At 70.8% G+C, this 19,986-nt stretch carries 16 protein-coding genes; 10 read left to right on the forward strand and 6 right to left on the reverse strand.

Going from position 1 to position 19,986, the window contains the following annotated elements:
• Positions 1–17 precede the first annotated feature (17 nt).
• From JK364_RS08805 to JK364_RS08820, 4 genes are all read right to left on the reverse strand, one after another.
• Positions 18–938, reverse strand: coding sequence for a sugar phosphate isomerase/epimerase family protein (locus JK364_RS08805; RefSeq protein WP_201849287.1), 921 nt, complete (start codon positions 936–938; stop codon positions 18–20).
• Positions 939–1,138: 200 nt separating this feature from the next.
• The gene (locus JK364_RS08810) at positions 1,139–2,014 is read right to left on the reverse strand and encodes an ATP-binding cassette domain-containing protein (RefSeq protein ID WP_201849289.1); all 876 of its coding nucleotides are present in this window, start codon (positions 2,012–2,014) and stop codon (positions 1,139–1,141) included.
• A gap of 5 nt (positions 2,015–2,019) precedes the next feature.
• Positions 2,020–3,090, reverse strand: coding sequence for an ABC transporter permease (locus tag JK364_RS08815; RefSeq protein ID WP_201849291.1), 1,071 nt, complete (start codon positions 3,088–3,090; stop codon positions 2,020–2,022).
• Between the two features lie 7 nt (positions 3,091–3,097).
• Positions 3,098–4,108, reverse strand: coding sequence for a substrate-binding domain-containing protein (locus JK364_RS08820; RefSeq protein WP_201849293.1), 1,011 nt, complete (start codon positions 4,106–4,108; stop codon positions 3,098–3,100).
• A gap of 282 nt (positions 4,109–4,390) precedes the next feature.
• Here JK364_RS08820 and iolC point away from each other — a divergent pair, with 282 nt between their 5' ends.
• The 10 genes from iolC to JK364_RS56905 all read left to right on the forward strand — a co-directional run bounded on the left by iolC (position 4,391) and on the right by JK364_RS56905 (position 17,947).
• A complete protein-coding gene (gene iolC, locus JK364_RS08825; protein ID WP_201849295.1) occupies positions 4,391–5,338 on the forward strand; it encodes a 5-dehydro-2-deoxygluconokinase in 948 nt (315 codons plus the stop codon).
• 88 nt (positions 5,339–5,426) lie between these two features.
• Positions 5,427–6,314 (forward strand): Cgl0159 family (beta/alpha)8-fold protein, encoded by an 888-nt coding sequence (locus JK364_RS08830; protein ID WP_201849297.1) that lies wholly within the window; start codon positions 5,427–5,429, stop codon positions 6,312–6,314.
• Positions 6,315–6,343: 29 nt separating this feature from the next.
• Positions 6,344–7,276, forward strand: a complete 933-nt coding sequence (iolB, locus tag JK364_RS08835; protein WP_201849299.1) for a 5-deoxy-glucuronate isomerase — start codon at positions 6,344–6,346, stop codon at positions 7,274–7,276.
• Entirely contained in the window at positions 7,273–9,159 is a 1,887-nt protein-coding gene (iolD, locus tag JK364_RS08840) for a 3D-(3,5/4)-trihydroxycyclohexane-1,2-dione acylhydrolase (decyclizing) (RefSeq protein WP_201849301.1), read from the forward strand. Before iolB ends, iolD begins: the two co-directional genes overlap by 4 nt.
• Positions 9,160–9,187: 28 nt before the next feature.
• Positions 9,188–10,684 carry a CoA-acylating methylmalonate-semialdehyde dehydrogenase gene (locus JK364_RS08845; RefSeq protein WP_201849303.1) on the forward strand — a complete coding sequence of 499 codons (1,497 nt, stop codon included), beginning with the start codon at positions 9,188–9,190 and terminating at the stop codon, positions 10,682–10,684.
• 145 nt (positions 10,685–10,829) lie between these two features.
• On the forward strand, positions 10,830–11,246 hold the full coding sequence (locus tag JK364_RS08850; protein WP_201849305.1) for a hypothetical protein: 417 nt from the start codon (positions 10,830–10,832) through the stop codon (positions 11,244–11,246).
• Between the two features lie 217 nt (positions 11,247–11,463).
• Complete coding sequence (locus tag JK364_RS08855; RefSeq protein WP_201849307.1) at positions 11,464–11,928, forward strand: hypothetical protein; 465 nt, start codon at positions 11,464–11,466, stop codon at positions 11,926–11,928.
• A gap of 82 nt (positions 11,929–12,010) precedes the next feature.
• A complete protein-coding gene (locus tag JK364_RS08860) occupies positions 12,011–14,125 on the forward strand; it encodes an FUSC family protein (RefSeq protein WP_201849309.1) in 2,115 nt (704 codons plus the stop codon).
• A 140-nt stretch (positions 14,126–14,265) separates the two neighbouring features.
• Complete coding sequence (locus JK364_RS08865) at positions 14,266–15,027, forward strand: thioesterase II family protein (protein WP_201849311.1); 762 nt, start codon at positions 14,266–14,268, stop codon at positions 15,025–15,027.
• 160 nt (positions 15,028–15,187) lie between these two features.
• Positions 15,188–17,947, forward strand: coding sequence for a helix-turn-helix transcriptional regulator (locus tag JK364_RS56905; RefSeq protein WP_269146212.1), 2,760 nt, complete (start codon positions 15,188–15,190; stop codon positions 17,945–17,947).
• A gap of 7 nt (positions 17,948–17,954) precedes the next feature.
• On the opposite strand, the gene JK364_RS08875 is transcribed toward JK364_RS56905, so the two are convergent.
• Together JK364_RS08875 and JK364_RS08880 are read right to left on the reverse strand one after the other, a co-directional pair.
• Positions 17,955–18,605 (reverse strand): response regulator transcription factor, encoded by a 651-nt coding sequence (locus tag JK364_RS08875; protein ID WP_201849315.1) that lies wholly within the window; start codon positions 18,603–18,605, stop codon positions 17,955–17,957.
• Positions 18,598–19,842 carry a sensor histidine kinase gene (locus tag JK364_RS08880; protein ID WP_201849317.1) on the reverse strand — a complete coding sequence of 415 codons (1,245 nt, stop codon included), beginning with the start codon at positions 19,840–19,842 and terminating at the stop codon, positions 18,598–18,600. Before JK364_RS08880 ends, JK364_RS08875 begins: the two co-directional genes overlap by 8 nt.
• Positions 19,843–19,986 lie beyond the last annotated feature (144 nt).

A 19,986-nucleotide genomic window follows, 5' to 3' on the forward strand; every position in this document is an offset into this window, starting at 1 on the left:
GGGTGAAAAGGGAGGGGTCAGGCGCCGCAGGAGCGCAGGAAGCGCCGGGTGCGCTCGGCGATGGGGAAGGGCTGGCCGGGCGGGCAGGGGTACATGTCCTGCTCGACGATGGCGAACAGATCCACGTCCAGGCTCTGGGCCGCGGTCAGGACCGGGCCCAGCTCCGGAATGCCGTTGGGCGGTTCGCACATCACACCGCGCTGGACGGCGGGGCCGAACGGCACCTGGTTCTTCACCACATCGGCGAGGATCTCCGGGTCGACCTGCTTGAGGTGGAGATAGCCGATGCGCTCGCCGTAGGTCTCGATCAGCTTGACGCTGTCGCCGCCGCAGTAGGCGTAGTGGCCGGTGTCCAGGCAGAGGTTGACCAGGTCCGCGTCGGTGGCGTCCAGGAAGCGGGCCACGTTCTCCTCGGTGTCGATATGGGTGTCGGCATGCGGGTGGACGACGATATCCAGCCCGAAGCGCTCCCGCACCTCACGGCCGAGCCGCTCCATCCCGGTGGACAGATGGCGCCACTGCTCGGCCGTGAGCGTCGGGGGCTCGATCAGCTCGGCGGTCTTGTCGTCCCGCCAGAAGGAGGGGATGACCACGAGGTGCTTGGCGTTCATCGCCCGGGTCAGCTCGGCCACCTGGGAGACATGCTCCCAGGTGGCGTCCCAGACCTCGGGGCCGCGGTGCAGCGAGGTGAAGACGGTGCCCGCGGAGACCGTGAGACCGCGCCGGCCGGTCTCCTCGGTGAGCCGGGCCGGGTCCGTGGGCAGATAGCCGTACGGACCCAGCTCGATCCACTCGTAACCGGCCTCCGTGACCTCGTCGAGGAAGCGCTGCCAGGGGACCTGCTGTTCGTCGTCGGGGAACCACACCCCCCAGGAGTCGGGGGCCGAGCCGACCCGGATGCGGTCCAGGGCGGGTACGGGGGAGGCGTCGGCAGTCATGGCAGAGGGTCTCCTCGGTGTGCTGGGGTGCCCGCGTCGTACTGTTTTGGGCAGCTTCACCGGCCGGGCGGGGGGCCGTCAAGGCTTCGTCAGGACATTCGGACGTCTTATCAGGGAAAGGCGTCGAAGGATGGCGTCCTGTCGGAGGGAAGGCGTCTGTCGGATGGCGTCTGTCGGATGGCGTCCGCAGATGGCGTCCGTCAGGAGGAAGGGGCGGCCACCTCCTCCGGCAGCTCGTCCACATCGACCCCGCGGACCTGGGCCAGCTCATGCTTGAGCGCGGCCAGTTCGGCACCGCCGGCCATATGGTTGGTGAGCTCTTCGAGGCTGACGTCGTCGCGCGCCGCGTTCAGTTCCAGGGCGCCGAGCCGGAGCACCGCGAAGTGGTCGCCGACCATATAGGCGTGGTGCGGGTTGTGGGTGATGAAGATGACGCCGAGCCCGCGCTCGCGCGCCGCCGCGATGTACTTGAGCACCACCCCGGACTGCTTGACGCCGAGCGCCGCGGTCGGCTCGTCCAGGATCAGCACCCGGGCGCCGAAGTGGACCGCCCGGGCGATGGCCACGGACTGCCGCTGGCCGCCGGAGAGGGTGCCGATGGGCTGCTCCAGGTTGTCGAGGTGGATGCCCATGGCGGACAGCTCCTCGCCGGTGATCTGCTTCATCCGCTCGATGTCCAGCCGCCGCACCGGCCAGGGGCCGCGGGTCAGCTCGGAGCCGAGGAAGAAGTTCCGCCACACCGGCATCAGCGGCACGGTGGCCAGGTCCTGGTAGACGGTGGCGATGCCCAGGTTCAGGGCGTCGCGCGGGGTGTTCAGCCGCACCGGCTTCCCGTCCACGAGGTATTCGCCCTCGTCATGCTGGTGCAGCCCCGAGACGATCTTGATCAGGGTGGACTTGCCGGCGCCGTTGTCGCCGAGCACACAGGTCACCCGGCCCGGCCGGACGGCCAGGTCGATGCCCTCCAGGGCGCGGATGTTCCCGTAGAGCTTGCCCACGCCCCGCAGCCGGATCACCGGCTCCTCGTCCGGTGCGGGAGCCTGTGCGGCGCTGTCCTTGGTGACGTTCGTTGCCATTCCGATCACCTCCTGGCGGCCTGACGGCGCACCCACAGATTGACGAGGGTCGCGAGCAGCAGCATCACGCCGACGAAGAACTTGAACCAGTCGGGGTTCCAGTTGGCGTAGACGATGCCCTGGTTGACCATGCCGAAGATGAAGGCGCCGAGGACCGCGCCGATCGCGGAGCCATAGCCGCCGGTGAGCAGGCAGCCGCCGATCACGGCCGCGATGATGTAGTAGAACTCGTTGCCCACGCCCTCGCCGGCCTGCACGGTGTTGTACTCGAAGAGCAGATGCATGCCCACGAACCAGGCCGCGAAGCCCACCGTCATAAAGAGCGCGATCTTGGTGAGGTTCACGGGTACGCCCACGGCCCGTGCGCTCTCCTTCGAGCCACCGGCCGCGAAGATCCAGTTGCCGAACTTGGTGCGCAGCAGCACCCAGGTGGCGATGGCCGCGAAGATCAGCCACCACAGCACGGTGATCTTCACATCGACGCCGAAGACGTTGATCTCGGAGGCGAAGACCGACTTGGCCTGGTCGAAGCCGTCCATGTCGGTGATGGAGTCGGTGGCGACATTGCCGGTCAGCAGCTTGGTGATGGCCAGGTTGGCGCCCTGCAGCATCAGGAAGCTGGCGAGGCTGACCAGGAAGCTGGGCAGCCCGGTCTTGATCAGCAGCAGTCCGTTGATCAACCCCACGGTGAGCGAGACCAGCAGGGCGACGAGCACACCCACCCAGACATTGGCGGTGAGCTGGAAGCTGAGCATGCTCGCGGCCAGCGCCGAGGAGGTGACGGCGACTCCGGCCGACAGGTCGAACTCACCGCCGATCATCAGCAGGGAGACGGCCAGCGCCATGATGCCCATGGTGGACGCCTGGTAGAGGACGGTGGCGAAGGAGTCGGCCTGCCGGAAGGTGGGGGCCACGGCGAAGAAGAAGAGGTAGACGCCGACGGCCGCGACCAGCGCCCCGATCTCGGGCCGGGCCAGCGCCCGCCGGGCCAGCGAGCGTTCGGCGGTGCGGCTCTTGGGCGGGACCGCGGGGGAGGCGGGCGGGGTGGCGGCCGCCGGGGTGGCGGTATGGGTCATGGCCGGCTCACCGCGTTCCCTTCTGCGCGAACTTGGCGATGGTGTCCACGTTGTCCTTGGTGACGAACGCGGGCCCGGTCAGCACGGGCTGCTCGCCGCCGCCGCTGAAGTTGCCGTTGTTCTTGTAGAGCCACAGGGAGTCGATCGACAGATAGCCCTGGAGGTAGGGCTGCTGGTCGACGGCGAACTGGACGTCGCCGCTCTGCACGGCCGAGACCAGGTCCTTGTTGAGGTCGAAGGTGGCGACCTTGGCCTTGTCGCCCGCGTCCTTCGCGGACTGCACGGCGGTCAGGGCGAACGGGGCGCCCAGGGTGACGACATAGTCGATGCTCGAATCCTGCTTGAGCTTCGCGGAAATCGTCGACTTGACCGATGGCATGTCGGTTCCGTTGACGTACAGGATGTCGGTCTTGCCCTTGAAGGTCTTCTTCACACCCGCGCAGCGGGCCTCGAGGGCGACATGGCCCTGCTCCTGGATCACGCAGATGTCGTGCTTGGCGCCGATCTCGTTGAGGTGCTTGCCGAATGCCTGGCCGGCGATGTTCTCGTCCTGGCCGAAGTACTCCAGCAGACCCATGTCCTTCCACTGGTCGAGTCCGGCGTTGAAGGCGACGACCGGGATCCCGGCCTTCTTCGCCTTGGCTATCGCGCCCTTCATGGCGTCGGGCTTGGCGAGGGTGACGGCGATGCCGTCGACCTTCTGGTTGATCGCGTTCTGGATCAGGTTGGCCTGGTCGGCTCCGTTGGGGTTGCTGGAGTAGACGAGGTCGACGTTGTCCTTGGCCGCCGCGGCCTTGGCGCCCTTGCGCACCGTGTCCCAGAAGGTGTCGCCCGGGGCGGCGTGAGTGATCATCGCGATCCTCATCCGCGGGGTGTCGGCCTTACCGGCCGCGATGCCGTCGTCGGCTTCCTGGGCCTTCTTGCCACCCTGACTGCTGCAGCCCGCCGCCAGGAGGGCGGCTGCGGTGGCGAGTGCGGCGAGGCCCGCCCTGCGGTGTCGATTGAGTCTGAGGTCCATCCGTTCCAGCACCTCTCAAAGCCAGGTCCGTCGAATTTGCACGGCCGTTGCAGAACGGGAGCCTCTCCCCGTGGGTGGCCACTGTCAAGACTTTGTCATGACAACATTTCATCCGGACGTAACGAGGCGATAACGCGTCCCATGGGCTCGGATGATTACGTCCGTATGTAAGGACAAAGTCTTGACAGTGGGCGGGGCACACGTCTAGACCTGAAGGGCCGGGGTGGATCCCGGAGTTCTGAGCACCAGACCCTGAGCTGCGTCTTTCCCGAAGGGGCAGGCATGAGTGAGCCGTACGACCTGATCACGATGGGCCGCATCGGAGTGGACCTCTATCCACTGCAGACCGGTGTGCCACTGCCGCAGGTTGAAGCGTTCGGAAAGTTTCTCGGCGGCTCGGCGACCAATGTCGCGGTCTCCGCGGCCCGCCTCGGCCACCGCTCCGCGGTGATCAGCCGCACCGGGGCGGATCCGTTCGGCGACTACATCCACCAGGAGCTGCGGGCCTTCGGGGTGGACGACCGCTTCGTCACCCCCGTCGAGGAGTACCCCACCCCGATCACCTTCTGTGAGATCTTCCCGCCGGACGACTTCCCGCTGTACTTCTACCGCCGCCCCAAGGCGCCCGATCTGGAGATCCACTCCGATGAGCTGGACCTCGACGCCATCCGCGCCACCCGGATCTTCTGGATGACCGGCACCGGGCTCAGCGAGGAGCCCAGCCGCACCAGCACCCTCGCCGCGCTCGCCGCCCGCGCCAAGAGCGGCACCACCGTCTTCGACCTCGACTGGCGGCCGATGTTCTGGGCCGACCCGGAGACCGCCCGCCCCTTCTACGCCGAGGCGCTGCGCCACGCCACCGTCGCCGTCGGCAACGTGGACGAGTGCGAGATCGCCACGGGTGCGCGTGAGCCCAAGGCGTGCGCGCAGGCGCTGCTGGACGCGGGCGTGGAGATCGCCGTCGTCAAACAGGGCCCGCGCGGGGTACTCGCCGTGCACCGCGACGGCACCACCGCGGAGGTCCCGCCGGTCCCGGTCGAGGTGGTCAACGGGCTCGGCGCGGGCGACGCGTTCGGCGGCGCCCTGTGCCACGGGCTGCTCTCGGGCTGGCCCCTGGAGCGCGTGATGCGGTACGCCAACGCGGCGGGCGCCATTGTCGCGTCCCGCCTCGCCTGCTCCTCCGCGATGCCCACCACGGCGGAGGTCGAGGCTCTGCTGGCGGGGGACTGACCCCGGGCGCCAGGCCCTCCCCCTCGTCCGGTCATGCGGGTCTCGCGCTCCGTGTGCCCTTCCTGAATCGCGAATGCGAGGAAGTACTTTGAGTATCAGCGTTTCGGACCTCGTGACGGTGCGCAGCCGCCACCCGGAGGCCATCGCCGAGGCGGCCGCCCGCCGGGTCCGCCGCCCCCTCATCGGTGACAGCGGCCGTCTGATGATCGTGGCCGCCGATCACCCGGCGCGCGGCGCCCTCGCCGTCGGCGGCCAGAAGCTGGCCATGGCCAACCGGGTCGATCTGCTGGAGCGGCTGTGCGTGGCGCTGTCCCGGCCCGGGGTCGACGGGGTGCTCGCCACCGCCGACATCCTCGAGGACCTGCTGCTGCTCGGCGCCCTCGAGGGCAAAGTCGTCATGGGCTCGATGAACCGCGGCGGCCTCGCCGGGGCCTCGTTCGAGCTCGACGACCGGTTCACCGGACACCGCCCCCAGGACATCGAGCGCCTCCGTTTCGACGCCGGCAAGCTGCTGCTGCGCATCGACTACGAGGACGCCGGTTCGCTGACCACCATGGTCTCCACGGCCCGCGCCATCGACGAGATGGCGGAGCGGCGGCTGCCCGTCTTCGTCGAGCCGTTCATCTCCCGGCGGACGGGCGGAAAGGTCGTCAACGACCTGTCCGCCGAGGCCGTCACCAAGTCCATAGCCATCGCCTCCGGCCTCGCCGGAACCTCCGCCTACACCTGGCTGAAGGTGCCGGTCACCGATGACGCCGACGAGATGGCGGCGGTGATGGAGACGAGCACCCTTCCGGCGGTGTTGCTCGGCGGCGACGTGGGCAAGTCTCCGCAGGACCAGGAGGAGGCGTACGAGAAGTGGCGCAAGGCGCTGGGCCTGCCCACCGTGCAGGGGCTGGTCGTCGGCCGCTCCCTGCTCTATCCGGCGGAGGGCAGTGTCGAGACCGCCGTGGACACCGCCGTCGGCCTGCTGTGACGCTGTAAGAAAGGCAGAGACTTCACGCCATGACCACCACCGATCCGTTCCCCGGCTTCCATGTGCAGGCCGGCAAGGCGGCCGACGGCCCCTACGCCGTGGACATCGACCCCGAGCGGGCCGGCTGGGGCTACTCCAGCCTGCGGGTCCTCGATCTGCCGCCCGGCGGTTCGCACTCCCTGGCCACCGGGGACAGCGAGTGGATCGTGCTGCCGCTGAGCGGCGGCTGCACCGTGATCGCCGAGGGCGAGACCTTCGAACTGCACGGCCGGGAGAGCGTGTTCAGCGGGGTGAGCGACTTCGTCTATCTGCCGCGCGACTCCCACGCCCAGATCGCCAGCGGCGCGGGCGGCCGCTTCGCGCTCACCGGCGCCCGCTGCGAGCGCCGGCTGCCCGCGCGCTACGGACCGGCCTCCGCCGTCCCCGTCGAGCTGCGCGGCAGCGGCAACTGCTCGCGCCAGGTCAACAACTTCGGCGCGGCAGCCCCCGCCGGAGGCGGAAAGCCAGGTGGCGGTTTCGAATGCGACAAGCTGATCGCCGTCGAGGTGCTCACCCCGGGCGGCAACTGGTCCTCGTACCCGCCGCACAAGCACGACCAGTGCCGCCCCGGCGAGGAGAGCGAGCTGGAGGAGATCTACTACTTCGAGATCGCCGAGGCCCACGGCAACGAGGGCATCGGCTATCAGCGGGTCTCCCCGTCCGGCCAAGGCCGTGGCACCGACGTGCTCGCCGAGGTCCGCTCCGGTGACACCGTCCTGATCCCCGACGGCTGGCACGGCCCCTCCATCGCCGCCCCCGGGCATGACATGTACTACCTCAATGTCATGGCGGGCCCGGAGGCGGAGCGCGCCTGGCTCATCTGCGACCACCCCGACCACGCCTGGATCCGCTCCACCTGGCCGGACCAGCCCGTCGACCCCCGTCTGCCCCTCTATCAAGCACCCGCTGGAGACCCACGATGAACGGTTCGGCAGTGCGCCGCCTCACCGTCGCCCAGGCGCTGGTGGAGTTCCTGGCCCACCAGTACACCGAGCGGGACGGGCAGCGGCATCGCCTGATCAACGCCACCTGGGGGATCTTCGGCCACGGCAATGTGGCCGGGCTCGGCCAGGCGCTGCTGGAGTCCGGGCCGGACACCATGCCGTACCTCCAGGGCCGTAACGAGCAGGCGATGGTGCACGCCGCGGTCGGCTACGCCCGGCAGAACAACCGGCTCGCCGCCCATGCCGTCACCACCTCCATCGGCCCCGGCGCCACCAACCTCGTCACCGGTGCCGCGCTCGCCACCGTCAACCGGCTGCCGGTGCTGCTGCTGCCCGGCGACATCTTCGCCACCCGGCCCGCCGACCCGGTGCTCCAGCAGCTCGAAGTCCCGTACGCGGGCGACATCTCGGTGAACGACGCGCTGCGCCCGGTCTCCCGCTTCTTCGACCGGGTGATGCGCCCCGAGGCGCTGATCCCGGCCGCGCTCCAGGCCGTGCGGGTGCTGGCGGACCCGGCCGAGACCGGCGCCGTCACCCTGGCCCTGCCGCAGGACGTCCAGGCCGAGGCGTTCGACTGGCCCGAGGAGTTCTTCGCCGACCGGGTCTGGCACGTCCGCCGCCCCGTCCCCGAGGCGGCCGAGGTGGCCGCCGCCGCGCGGACCATCCGCGCCGCCCGCCGGCCGCTGATCGTCGCGGGCGGCGGGGTCCACCACAGCGAGGCCGAGGAGGCACTGCGCGCCCTCGTGGACGCGACCGGCATTCCGGTGGCCTCCACCCAGGCGGGCAAGGGGTCGCTGCGCTACGACCACCCCGCCGACATCGGCGGGATCGGCCACACCGGCACCGCCGTCGCGGACGACCTCGCCCGCACCGCCGACCTGGTCATCGGCGTGGGCACCCGCTACAGCGACTTCACCACCGCCTCCGCGACACTCTTCGCGGACCCGGCCGTCCGCTTCCTCAACCTCAACATCACGCCGTTCGACGCCCACAAACTCGGTGCCACCACCGTGGTCGCCGACGCCCGCGCCGCGCTCGAAGCGCTCACCGCCGAGCTGGCGGGCCACCGGGTGGACGAGACCTACGAGGCCGAGTACCGCACCGGGAAGGCCGCGTGGGAGCTGCGGGTGGACGCCGCGTACGCCGCCGAGGACGAGACCGCCCGCCCGTCCCAGACCCAGGTCCTGGGCGCGCTGGACGCGGTCGTCGGCGACGAGGACGTGGTGATCAACGCGGCGGGCTCGCTGCCGGGCGACCTCCACAAGCTGTGGCGCGCCCGCTCCCCGCGCCAGTACCACCTCGAATACGGCTACTCCTGCATGGGATACGAGATCCCCGGCGCCATCGGCGTACGGCTCGCGGCGCCCGCCACCCCGGTCTGGGCGCTGGTCGGCGACGGTACGTATCTGATGATGCCCACCGAGATCGTCACCGCGGTCCAGGAGGGCATCAACATCAACATCGTGCTGCTGCAGAACCACGGCTACGCCTCGATCGGCGGTCTGTCGGAGACCACCGGCGCCGAGCGCTTCGGCACCGCCTACCGCTTCCGGGCGCCCGACGGGCAGTACACCGGCGATCCGCTCCCGGTCGACCTGGCCGCCAACGCCGCCTCGCTGGGCATGGACGTGCTGCGCGCGAAGAGCGTGGGCGAGCTGCGGGCGGCGCTCGCCGAGGCCCGCGCCTCGGACCGGCCCACATGTGTCTATGTGGAGACCGAAACGGCCGACACAGTGTCCGGCGCACCCGAGGCACAGGCGTGGTGGGATGTGCCTGTCGCCCAGACAGCGACCCGTCCGGCCGCCGTGAAGGCCCGCGAGGACTACGACCGGCAGGCCGCCGCACGCCGCCGCCACCTCTGACGTTTTTCTAGAGAAAGGCTCCGCACCCATGAAGACCGTCAACCACTGGATCGGCGGAAAGACCGTCGAGGGCGCGACCGGCGCGTACGGGCCGGTCTACAACCCCGCCACCGGCGCCCAGGACACCCAGGTCGCCCTGGCCTCCGTGGACGAGGTCGACGCGGCCGTGGCCACGGCCAAGGAGGCGTTCCGCTCCTGGGGCACGGTATCCCTGTCCAAGCGCACCGCGATCCTCTACAAGTACCGCGAGCTGCTGGACGCCCACCGCGACGAGATCGCCGAGCTGATCACCGCCGAGCACGGCAAGGTCCACTCGGACGCGCTCGGCGAGGTGGCCCGCGGCCTGGAGATCGTGGAATTGGCCTGCGGAATCGCCGAGAAGCTGAAGGGCGAGCTGTCCACCCAGGTCTCCACCGGGGTCGACGTCTCCTCGATCCGCCAGCCGCTGGGTGTGGTCGCGGGCATCACGCCGTTCAACTTCCCGGCGATGGTGCCGATGTGGATGTTCCCGGTGGCCATCGCCTGCGGTAACACCTTCGTCCTCAAGCCCAGCGAGAAGGACCCCTCGGCCTCCCGCCGGCTGGCCGAGCTGGCCTCCGAGGCGGGGCTGCCGGACGGTGTGCTGAACGTCGTCAACGGCGACAAGGTGGCCGTCGACCGGCTGCTCGAGCACCCGGACATCGCGGCCGTCAGCTTCGTGGGCTCCACGCCGATCGCGAAGTACATCCAGTCCAAGGCCGTCGAGCACGGCAAGCGGGTGCAGGCGCTCGGCGGCGCCAAGAACCACATGCTGGTGCTGCCCGACGCCGATCTGGACTTCGCGGCGGACAACGCCATCAACGCGGCTTACGGCTCGGCCGGTGAGCGCTGCATGGCGGTCTCCGTCGTGGTCGCGGTCGGCGACGCGGGCGACGACCTGGTGAAGAAGATCGCCGACCGGGCCGCCAAGTTGCGGATCGGCCCCGGGAACGACCCGGCCTCGGAGATGGGCCCGCTGATCACCAAGGAGCACCGCGACAAGGTCGCCTCGTATGTGCACGGGGCCGCGGCCCAGGGCGCCGAGGTGGTCGTGGACGGCACCGGGTACTCCGTGGAGGGCCATGAGAACGGCTTCTTCATCGGCGTCTCGCTGCTGGACAGGGTCCCGCCGACGGCCGACGCCTACCGTGACGAGATCTTCGGCCCGGTGCTGTGCGTGGTGCGCGCCGAGACCTACGACGAGGCCATCGCCCTGATCAACAGCTCCCAGTGGGGCAACGGCACGGCCATCTTCACCCGCGACGGCGGCGCCGCCCGCCGCTTCCAGCTGGAGGTGGAGGCGGGCATGGTCGGCGTCAACGTGCCGATCCCGGTGCCGGTGGGCTACCACTCCTTCGGCGGCTGGAAGGACTCGCTCTTCGGCGACCACCACATCTACGGCAACGACGGGGTGCACTTCTACACCCGCGGCAAGGTCGTCACCACGCGCTGGCCGGAGCCGTCGGAGGAGGTCGGCATCAACCTCGGCTTCCCGAAGAACCACTGAGGCGTATGTGACGTGTGATTCGCACGTTTGAGTGGTTTCCCCGCCCCCTGCCGGACCCGGTCCGGCAGGGGGTTTCGCCGTTGTGACGGACGGGGATCCCAGGCGCAACAAGCACGGGAAGCCGGGGGAAAGCGGGGGAGCCGACGTGCCTGGGTTCACGGGGGGAGCGGGGACCGAGGAGTTCATCGATGCGCTCAAGGGCGCCGTGGTGCCCCGGGACCGAAAGGCCAAGGCGCGGGATCTGCTGCCGCCCGTGCTGCTGCTCGCGAGCGGCGAGGGGGCGCCGGGCCGCGCCCACGGCACCGGGCGCTGCTCCCCGGCCCGCGCCGCCGTGGTCGTCAAGGACCCCCGGGATCTGTACAGCGACGAGATCGGGACGCTGTTCGCCGAGCGGTTCGGCGGCCGTTCACCCTGGAGTACACCCCGGGCGGCCGGGGCGGCGGTCTCGCCCAGGGGCAGTCGCCGAAGGACGGTCTCGACAACGGCATCCGGAAGCAGGGCGCCAGCGGCTATCCGGACGTCGGGCGGGGCCGCTCGGTGCCCCGGGACAAGCCGGTGGTGATCCCGCACCACACCGACCGGGGCTCGGAGCCGGTGCTGTACTGCGGCGCGTTCACCCAGAACCCGGCGGGACGGATAGCGCACTGGGGGCCGAGAGGGAAGTTCTCATGTCCCAGGGACAGTTGAGCAACCATTCGAGGGGCTGAAGGGTCTTCTTGTGTGCTCGCCCGACTAAGGGGCGAATCATCAACGCAAGACCGTACACAGGGGGATTTTCCATGCTTCGTTCCATTCACGCGCTTCGCTCCCGCGCCGCGGTGGCCGGTGGCTGTGTGGCCGCGCTCGGCCTCGGATTCGCCCTGGCCGCCGGGTCGCCCGCCTCGGCCACCGAGCGGACCGACCCGAACGACCGCTACACCGCCGAGGAGATCCACCACTTCCTGGAGGGCTTCTACGGAAACCACGGCCCGCGCCCCTGGGAGCGGGAGCACCTGGTCTCGGACCAGCTCAAGGAGCAGGCCTCCCAGACGCCCGACTACGACCTGCTGCTGTGCGCGCAGAACCAGCCGCAGGACATCGAGGTCGGCGAGGTGACCACGGCCCAGTCCGCGCGGGTCGGCTGGGCGACCATCACCACCCACTGGGGCCAGACGCCGACGACCCGGTCCTTCACCGCCTATGTGGACCTCGACGCCAGCCGGCCGATCCAGCTCCTCCAGGTGGACTGCGCGCCCGGCGACTGATCCCCGCCAGGGGTCGCCCCCGGGAGAGCCGGACCGGAACGGCTGGTTCAGTTCTCCCGGGGCCACCCCGTAGTCTCGCCGCATGACCTGGTCGCACGCGTTGAAGGAGACCGCCCGGACGGGCCTCGCGATCGAGCGCACCAGGACCGAACCGCTGGTCGCCGTCCGTGGCGCGTGCGGGGTCGCGCTGGTCGTCGGGGTGGCGCTGTGGCTGGGCTCGCCGACGCTCGCCGTCTCGGCGGCCTTCGGCGCCTTCTCCGCCGGGATCGCCACCTTCCAGCGCAGCTGGCGCCCCCGCCCCTGGCTGGCGCTGGCCGCCGCGAGCGGTCTCGCGGTGAGCACCTTCCTCGGCTATCTGGCCGCCGCCCACACCTTCACCTTCGTCCTCATGCTCGCCGTGTGGACGCTGATGACGGGCATGTCGTGGGCGGTCGGCCCGGTCTCCGGGCTGGTCTCCACCCAGATGGTGGCCGTCATGCTGATCACGGTCACCCTCCCGACCTCGGTCATGGGCGCCCTGAGCCACGCCCTGCTGGTCGGGCTCGGCGGCGTGGTGCAGGCCGCGCTGATCGTGCTCTTCCCGGTGCGGCCGTGGGGTGTGCAGCGCGACGCCCTCGCCGACGCGCTCGCCGCCGTAGCCGACTACGCCCGCAGGCTGCGCCACGAGCCGGTGGCGCCCTTCGACCCCAAGCCGCTGATGGACGCCCGCAGCGCCGCCGCCGTGACGCCCCGTCAGGCCCGGCGGCGGCCCCGCCAGCTGAGCGGCTACCGGCTGCTGGCCGAGCGGATCCGCCCGGTGCTCGCCTCGATGGCCGACCCGGTGGTCGGCGCCCCCGCCGAGGGGCCCGAGCGCGACCGGGTGCGGGAACTGCTGGCCGCCACCGGCACCGTGCTGGACGCGGTGGCCCACGCCATCCGCCACGGCACACCGGTGCGGGTGGACTCCGACGCCATGGCCGTCCTGCGGATGCCGGAGGACGGGCCCAAGCTGACCGGTGCCGCCCGCCGTGCCGCGCTGCGGCTGTTCTCACTGGTGGCGGACGTCGTGGAGGCGTCCGACGAGCCGGTGGAGGAGGTGTCCGCGGAAGGCCGGATGGTGCACCGCTTCCTGCCCCGCCCCGGTATCGGGGGCACCGCCGCCATGGCGCTGCGCGCCGTCCGCCGCGAGACCCGCTGGTCCTCGCCGGTGCTGCGGCACGCGGTGCGGCTGTGCGCGGTCAGCGTCAGCGGCTATCTGCTGAGCACGACGCTGCCGCTGGGGCACTCCTACTGGGCGCCGCTGACCTCCACGATGGTCCTGCGGCCGGACTTCGCCCAGACCTACTCCCGCGGTGTCGCCCGCTTCCTGGGCACCCTGGCCGGGGTGCTGGTCGGCGGCGGGGTGGTGGCGCTGGTCCAGCCCGGCGCGTATCTGAGCGCCGTGCTGGCCGTGCTGTCCGTCCTGTCGATGTATCTGCTGCTGCGCACCGGCTTCATCGTGACCTCCGCGTGCGTGAGCGCGTACGTGGTCTTCCTGCTCAGCATCGCGGGCGAGGCGTGGCATCAGACCGTGCAGGCGCGGGTGGCGCTGACGCTGCTGGGCGGGGTGCTGGCGATGGTCGCGTACGCGGTCTTCCCCGCCTGGGAGACACCGCGGCTGCGGGACCGGCTCGCGGACTGGCTGGCCGCCAACGGCGCCTTCGCCACCGCCGTCTTCGAGGCCTACGCCCGCCCCGCCGAGCGCCGTCCCCGCCAGGTGCGGGACGCCCTGCTGGACGCCCGCGCGGCGCGGGCGGCCTGGGAGCAGAGCGAGACCCAGGCGCATCGGGAACCGGTGCGCCACCGCGGGCTGTCGCGGCCCGCGGCGCGGGCGGCGCAGACGGCGCTGTCCATGATGGGCCGGGTCGCCATGCTGCTGGAGGCGCATCTGCCGGAGCGGGACGCGCCGCCGTCGGAGGAGGCCGGGGACTTCGCCGCGGCGCTGCGGCGGGCGCTGCCGGAGGCGGTCAAGGCGGTACGGGAGCGGCGGCCGCTCAACTGGTCGCCGGTGCACGAGTCGCTGGAGCGGTGGCGGCAGCGGTCCGGGGGCCGTCCGGGGGTGGCGCTGCGCGACGCGGAGCAACTCGTCGACGCCCTGGACGATCTGGCGGAGGCGCTCAACAAGGGCGCACGACAGTCACCCACGCCCCGTGACCCCAGTCAAGAAGAATCCCCCTAGACTAGGGGTGCCCCCTACATCATTGGGCGTGTTAATCATGAAGGGGCAGTGCTTGCCGACGCGTCTTCGGGCGCGTGCCCGGTACGCTCTGCCGTCTGTCCCCCACATATTGCTTGACGAGTGAAAGACTTTCCCTACGCATGGGTGCACAGCGAGAAGACAGCGTCTGGATACGACGATTCCATCCGATGCCCGAGAGTCGCGCCCGACTGGTCTGTCTGCCCCATGCCGGGGGTTCGGCGTCGTTCTTCTTCCCGATGTCCCAGACGCTTTCGTCGTCCGCGGATGTCCTGTGTGTGCAGTATCCGGGGCGTCAGGACCGGCGGCAGGACCCGCTGATCGAGAACATCGACGAGTACGCCGACGCCATCGCCGCGGAGTTGAAGCCCTGGCTCGATCTCCCGGTCGTCTTCTTCGGGCACAGCATGGGCGCCGTTCTCGCGTTCGAGGTGGCCCGCCGGCTGGAGGAGGCCGACCCGGAGTTCTCCGCGCTCGCGCTCTTCGCCTCGGGCCGCCGGGCGCCGTCCCGTTACCGCGATGAGAATGTGCACCGGCGCGATGAGGACGGCGTCGTACGCGAGATGAAGCTGCTGAGCGGCACCGATTCCCGCGTCCTCGGAAACGAGGAGATCCTGCGCATGGCGATGCCGGCGATTCGCGGTGACTACAAGGCGATCGAGACCTACCGCTCGGTGCCCGGGGCCGCCGTCCGATCGCCGATCACCGTGCTGACCGGCGACAACGACCCCAGGACCAGCCTCGAGGAGGCGGAGGCGTGGCGGTCGCACACCACCGGCGCGTTCGACATCCGGGTGTTCCCGGGTGGCCACTTCTTCTTGGCCGGGCATCAAGGACCGATTATGAGTCTCGTCGCGAAGGCGCTTTCGGGGTCGAGACCCTGAACCGACCGCCTCAGGCATCTGTCCGACGCACTGGAAAACCACTCGTCACGCTCGATGCCCCCGGCGGTCCGCTGGGGGCATCAGGTGGCTTCATCGGGGGATGAATTCTTTGCCTGCGAACCTTTTCGAATGGGAGAACCACCTCTCCGCGCTGCGCGAAATGCTGCGCGGCGCGACGCAGGGCCGGGGTCGGCTGGCTCTTGTCAGCGGTGCGGTGGCCAGTGGCAAGACCACACTGCTGAACACCTTTGCCGAACAGGCCATCGAAAGCGGTGCGTTGCTCCTGGAAGCGACCGGTTCGCGGGCCGAGTGGGACCTTCCCTTCGGAATTGTCCGAAAGATTTTCGATAATGGTGCGATGCCCGCCGATGTGCGATCCGAAGTGATCGCGCTGCTTGACGGAAACGCGCTGGAAAGCACCGCCGCGGGACGCATGCACGTGATGTCCCAGATTTCCTCGGCGCTGCTGCGAATGGTCGAGGATCGCACACTTGTCGTCCTTGTCGACGATGTGCACTGCGGCGACGACCAGTCCCTGCAATTCCTGCTCCATCTGGCCCGGCGGGTGCGTCAGGCGAAGGTTCTCATCGTCCTCACCGAATCCCCCCGGCTTCGTCAGGAACAGTTCACCTTCCACGCCGAACTGCTCCGCCAGCCCAACTGTGTGCGCATGCGGCTGCACATGCTCACCGAGTCGGGCGTCGCCGAGGCGCTGTCCGGCACCCTGTCCGCCACCGTCGCCGCCCGCCTCGCCCCCGAATGCCACCGCGTCTCCGGCGGCAACCCGCTGCTGCTGCGCGCCCTGCTGGAGGACTGGCGGACCGTCGGCGAGCACGGCGAGGCCCAGCAGCGTCCGGCGCCCGGCGAGGCGTTCGCCCACGCCGTCCTCGGCTGTCTGCACCGCGGCGAGCCCGAGGTGCTGGAGATCGCCCGCGGGGTCGCCGTCCTCGGCGACGCCCGCTCCCCGCGGCTGCTCGGCCAGCTCCTGGACCTGAGCGCCAACACGGTCCAGCAGGGCGTCCAGGACCTGCACCAGTGCGCCATCCTGGAGCACAACGCCTTCCGCGACGAGGTGGCCCGTACCGCGGTGCTCGACGCGACCCCCGCCACCGCCCGCGGCGCACTGCACGCCCGTGCCGCCCGGCTGCTGCACGCCGACGGCGCCTCCGCGCTCGACGTGGCCCGCCAACTGGTCTCCGCCCGGCAGGACGCGGCGGCCTGGGCCGTCCCCGTTCTGCGCGAGGCCGCCGAATTCGCCCTGGTCGAGGAGGAGTTGGAGTTCGCGCTCCGCTGCCTCGAATGCGCCCACCACGCCTGCGCGCCCGGCCCCGTGCGCACCGCGCTCAAGGCCCGGCTGGTCAGCATCGCCTGGCGGATCGGCCCGGCCGCGGCCGAGAGCCATCTGCCGGAGCTCACCGAGGACGCCGAGCGGGGCCGGCTCGCCCCGCGCGACGTCGCCCCGATCACCTCGTACCTCGCCTGGTCGGGACGGCTGGACGCGGCGGCCGGCGCCGTCTCCGCGCTGGCCCGCTCGGCCGCCACCGGCGACGACCTCGCGATGACCGCCGCCGTCTCCGCCTCCGCCCAGTGGCTGACCATGCTCAGCCCGCCGCTGCGCGACCGCCTCCCCACCGTCGGGACCGGCGTCACCGGCGCCACCGCCGGAGCCCCGCGCGACATGGCCGACCTGGCCCACGCCCACGCCGCCGCCACCATGTCCGCCGTGCTCACCGAGGGCCAGGCCGACCGTGCCGTCATCGAGGCCGAGCGGGTGCTGCAGCGCTACCACCTGAGCGACAGCACCCTCCAGCCACTGGTCGTCGCGCTGATGGCACTCGTCCTGGCCGGCCGGCTCGACCTCGCGCTCTCCTGGTGCGAGCGGCTGCAGGGCGAATGCTCCGCCCGCCGCGTCCCCACCTGGCAGGCGCTGCTGTCCGCCGTACGGGCCGAAATCGCGCTGCGCCAGGGCGATCTGCAGGTCGCCGCGCACCAGGCGCGCACCGCGATGTCGCGGATCTCCGTCCAGGGCTGGGGTGTGGGGCTGGGACTGCCGCTGTCCACCCTGATCCAGGCCGAGACCGGGATGGGCCACTACGACGAGGCCATGGCGCTGCTCGAACAGCCCCTGCCCGAGGAGCTCTTCCAGACCCTCCCCGGGCTGTTCTACCTGCGCGCCAGAGGCCGCTGCCACCTGGCCACCGGCCGCTACCACGCCGCGCTCGGCGACTTCACGGCCGCCGGTGAGCTGATGGGCACCTGGCGGATGGACATCCCCCTGCTGTCCCCCTGGCGGCTGGACGCCGCCGAGACCTGGCTGGCCCTCGGCGACCCGGGGCGCGCCCGCGCGCTGGCCGAGGAGCAGCTGCGGCTGGGCTCGGAGGACGCCCGGCTGCGCGGCGCCCTGCTGGTCGTGCTCGCCCGCACCGACGAGCTCAAGCGCCGGGTGCCCCGGCTCAAGGAGGCCGTGGAGATCCTGGAGAGTGGCGACGACCGCATCCAGCTGGCCGTCGCCCTCGGTGAACTCGGCCGTGCCTACCGTTCGCTGGGCGACTTCAACCGGGGCCGGGTGCTCGTCCGCAAGGCCTGGCACGTGGCCAAGACCTGCGGCGCCGATCCGCTCTGCCGTGAGCTGATGCCCCGCCACGCGGACCCCGGCGAGTTCGCCGCGGCGGCCGCCGCCCAGCCGGGCGGCCAGGGGACCGAGGCGCAGCGCGAGGTGGAGGCGCTGACCGAGGCGGAGGTGCGGATCGCGGTGCTGGCCGCGCACGGCAACACCAACCGGGAGATCGCCTCCAAGCTGTTCGTCACCGTCAGCACGGTGGAGCAGCATCTGACCCGCATCTACCGCAAGCTGAACGTCAAGCGCCGCCGCGACCTCCCCGCGAAGCTCTCCGACAGCAGCCTCACGGAAACGGTGTAGAGGGCGCTCAGTTCAACAGGCCGTGTTCCATCGCCTTCATCACGGCGGCCGTGCGGTCGGACACACCGAGCTTCTTGAATGAGCGCAGCAGATGCGTCTTGACCGTGGCCTCGCTGACGAACAGCTCGGCGCCGATCTCGGCGTTGGTCAGCCCCCGGCCGACCAGCCGCAGCACCTCGCGCTCCCGGCCGGAGAGCGGGGACGGCTCGGGGGCGCGGGTGCGGAAGAGCTTGCCCGCGAGGGACGGGGTGAGCACGGTCTCGCCACGCGCCGCGGTCTGCACCGCGTCGATCAGCTCCTGGCGTGAACTGCCCTTCAGCAGATAGCCCGCGGCGCCCGCCTCCACCGCGCGCAGGATGTCGGAGTCGTCCTCGTACGTGGTCACGATGACCACCTTGCAGCTCGGCACCTGGCGCAGGATCTGCCCGGTGGCCTCGACCCCGTCCATCCCGCCCATGCGCAGATCCAGCAGGGTGATGTCCGGCCGCAGCGCGACCGCCTGGACCACCGCCTCCTCACCGGAACCGGCCTGCCCGACCACCGTGATCCCCTCGGCGGAGTCCAGCATGGCGCTCAGCCCCTCCCGCACCACGGGATGGTCGTCGGCCAGCAGGACCCTGATCGGGCTGCTCGCGCCGCCCGGCGTACCCTCAGCCACGCAACGCCTCCTCGGCCGGTGCCGTCATCGGCACGCTCACCTCCACGGTGGTGCCCCGTCCGGGGCCGCTGGTGACGGTCGCCACCCCGTCGATCTCCTCGACCCGGGCCTGCATACCGCGCAGCCCGTAGCCTTCCTGGGTGCCGTCCGGGGTGAACCCCTCGCCGTCGTCGCGGACCAGCAGTTGGACGCCGCCCTCGTCGAAGACCACGATCACATCGACCGTACGGGCCTGTTTGGCGTGCTTGCGCACATTGGCGATGGCCTCCTGCACCGTACGCAGCAGCACCACGCTCACCGCCATCGGCAGCGACTTCTCCTCGCCCATCACCGAACACCGCACCTCCAGGCCGGTCTCGGCGATCAGCCCCTCCGCCTGCCGCCGCACCGCCTGGGACAGCGAACCGCCGCGCAGCGCGGGCGGGGTGAGGGCGGCCACGAAGCCACGGGCCTCGGCGAGCGACTCCTTGGCCACCCGCCCGGCCAGCGACAGATGGTTCACCGCCTGGTCCGGGGCCTCGCGCACCTCCGACTCGGCCGCCTGCACCAGGCTGATGATGCTGGTCAGGCCCTGCGCCAGAGTGTCGTGGATCTCCCGGGCCAGCCGCTCGCGCTCGGCCGAGATACCGGCCTCGTGGGAGAGCCGGGCCACCCGCTCCCGGCTTTGTTGCAGCTCCTCGATGAGCTGCCCGCGCCCCTTGCTCTGGCGCACCACCCGCTTGATCCACATCCCCAGCAGCACCGACAGCGCGATGCTCAGCAGTGAGATGGGCAGTACGCCCAGGACGCTCAGCCCCAGGTCCTCACCGGTGAACGCCACCACCAGCACGGGGCAGAGATTGGCCGCCGTGGCCAGCACCACCGCCGAGGCCATCGGCAGGCTCATGATCAGCATCGGGATGACCGCGAACAGCGCGAACGCGCCGACGAGGTTGAACGCCGTGGTGAGACAGAACAACGTCACCAGGCCCGCCGCGAAGACCAGGTTCCGCGGGCCGTAGGTGTCCTCGATCATCAGCGTCCGGCCGACCGCCGCGTACCAGGGCACGGTGAGGGTCAGCGCGGCGATCGGGATGGAGTGGTTGACCTGCGAGCCGCCGGAGAGGAAGAGCAGGACCGCGGTCACGAGATAGGAGACGGCGAAGAAGCCGTCCCACAGGCCGAACCAGCGGGTGCCGGACTCGGGACCGTAGTACGCCCCGGTCTGCGAGCCGTCCCCCGGAGAGTGATTGCGCACGGCTCAGTACTACCACGCGTGTCCACCGTGTCCACCGGACGGTTGACAGCCAGAACCCACCGTTCAGTCGTCTCGCGGTGGCGCGCCCGCTTCTAGCGTTGAGGCAGGTGAGACGGAGAACCGTCACGCCGAACGCACATCCCC

This window comes from Streptomyces endocoffeicus, from assembly GCF_016741935.1.
Taxonomy (GTDB): Bacteria; Actinomycetota; Actinomycetes; order Streptomycetales; family Streptomycetaceae; genus Streptomyces; species Streptomyces endocoffeicus.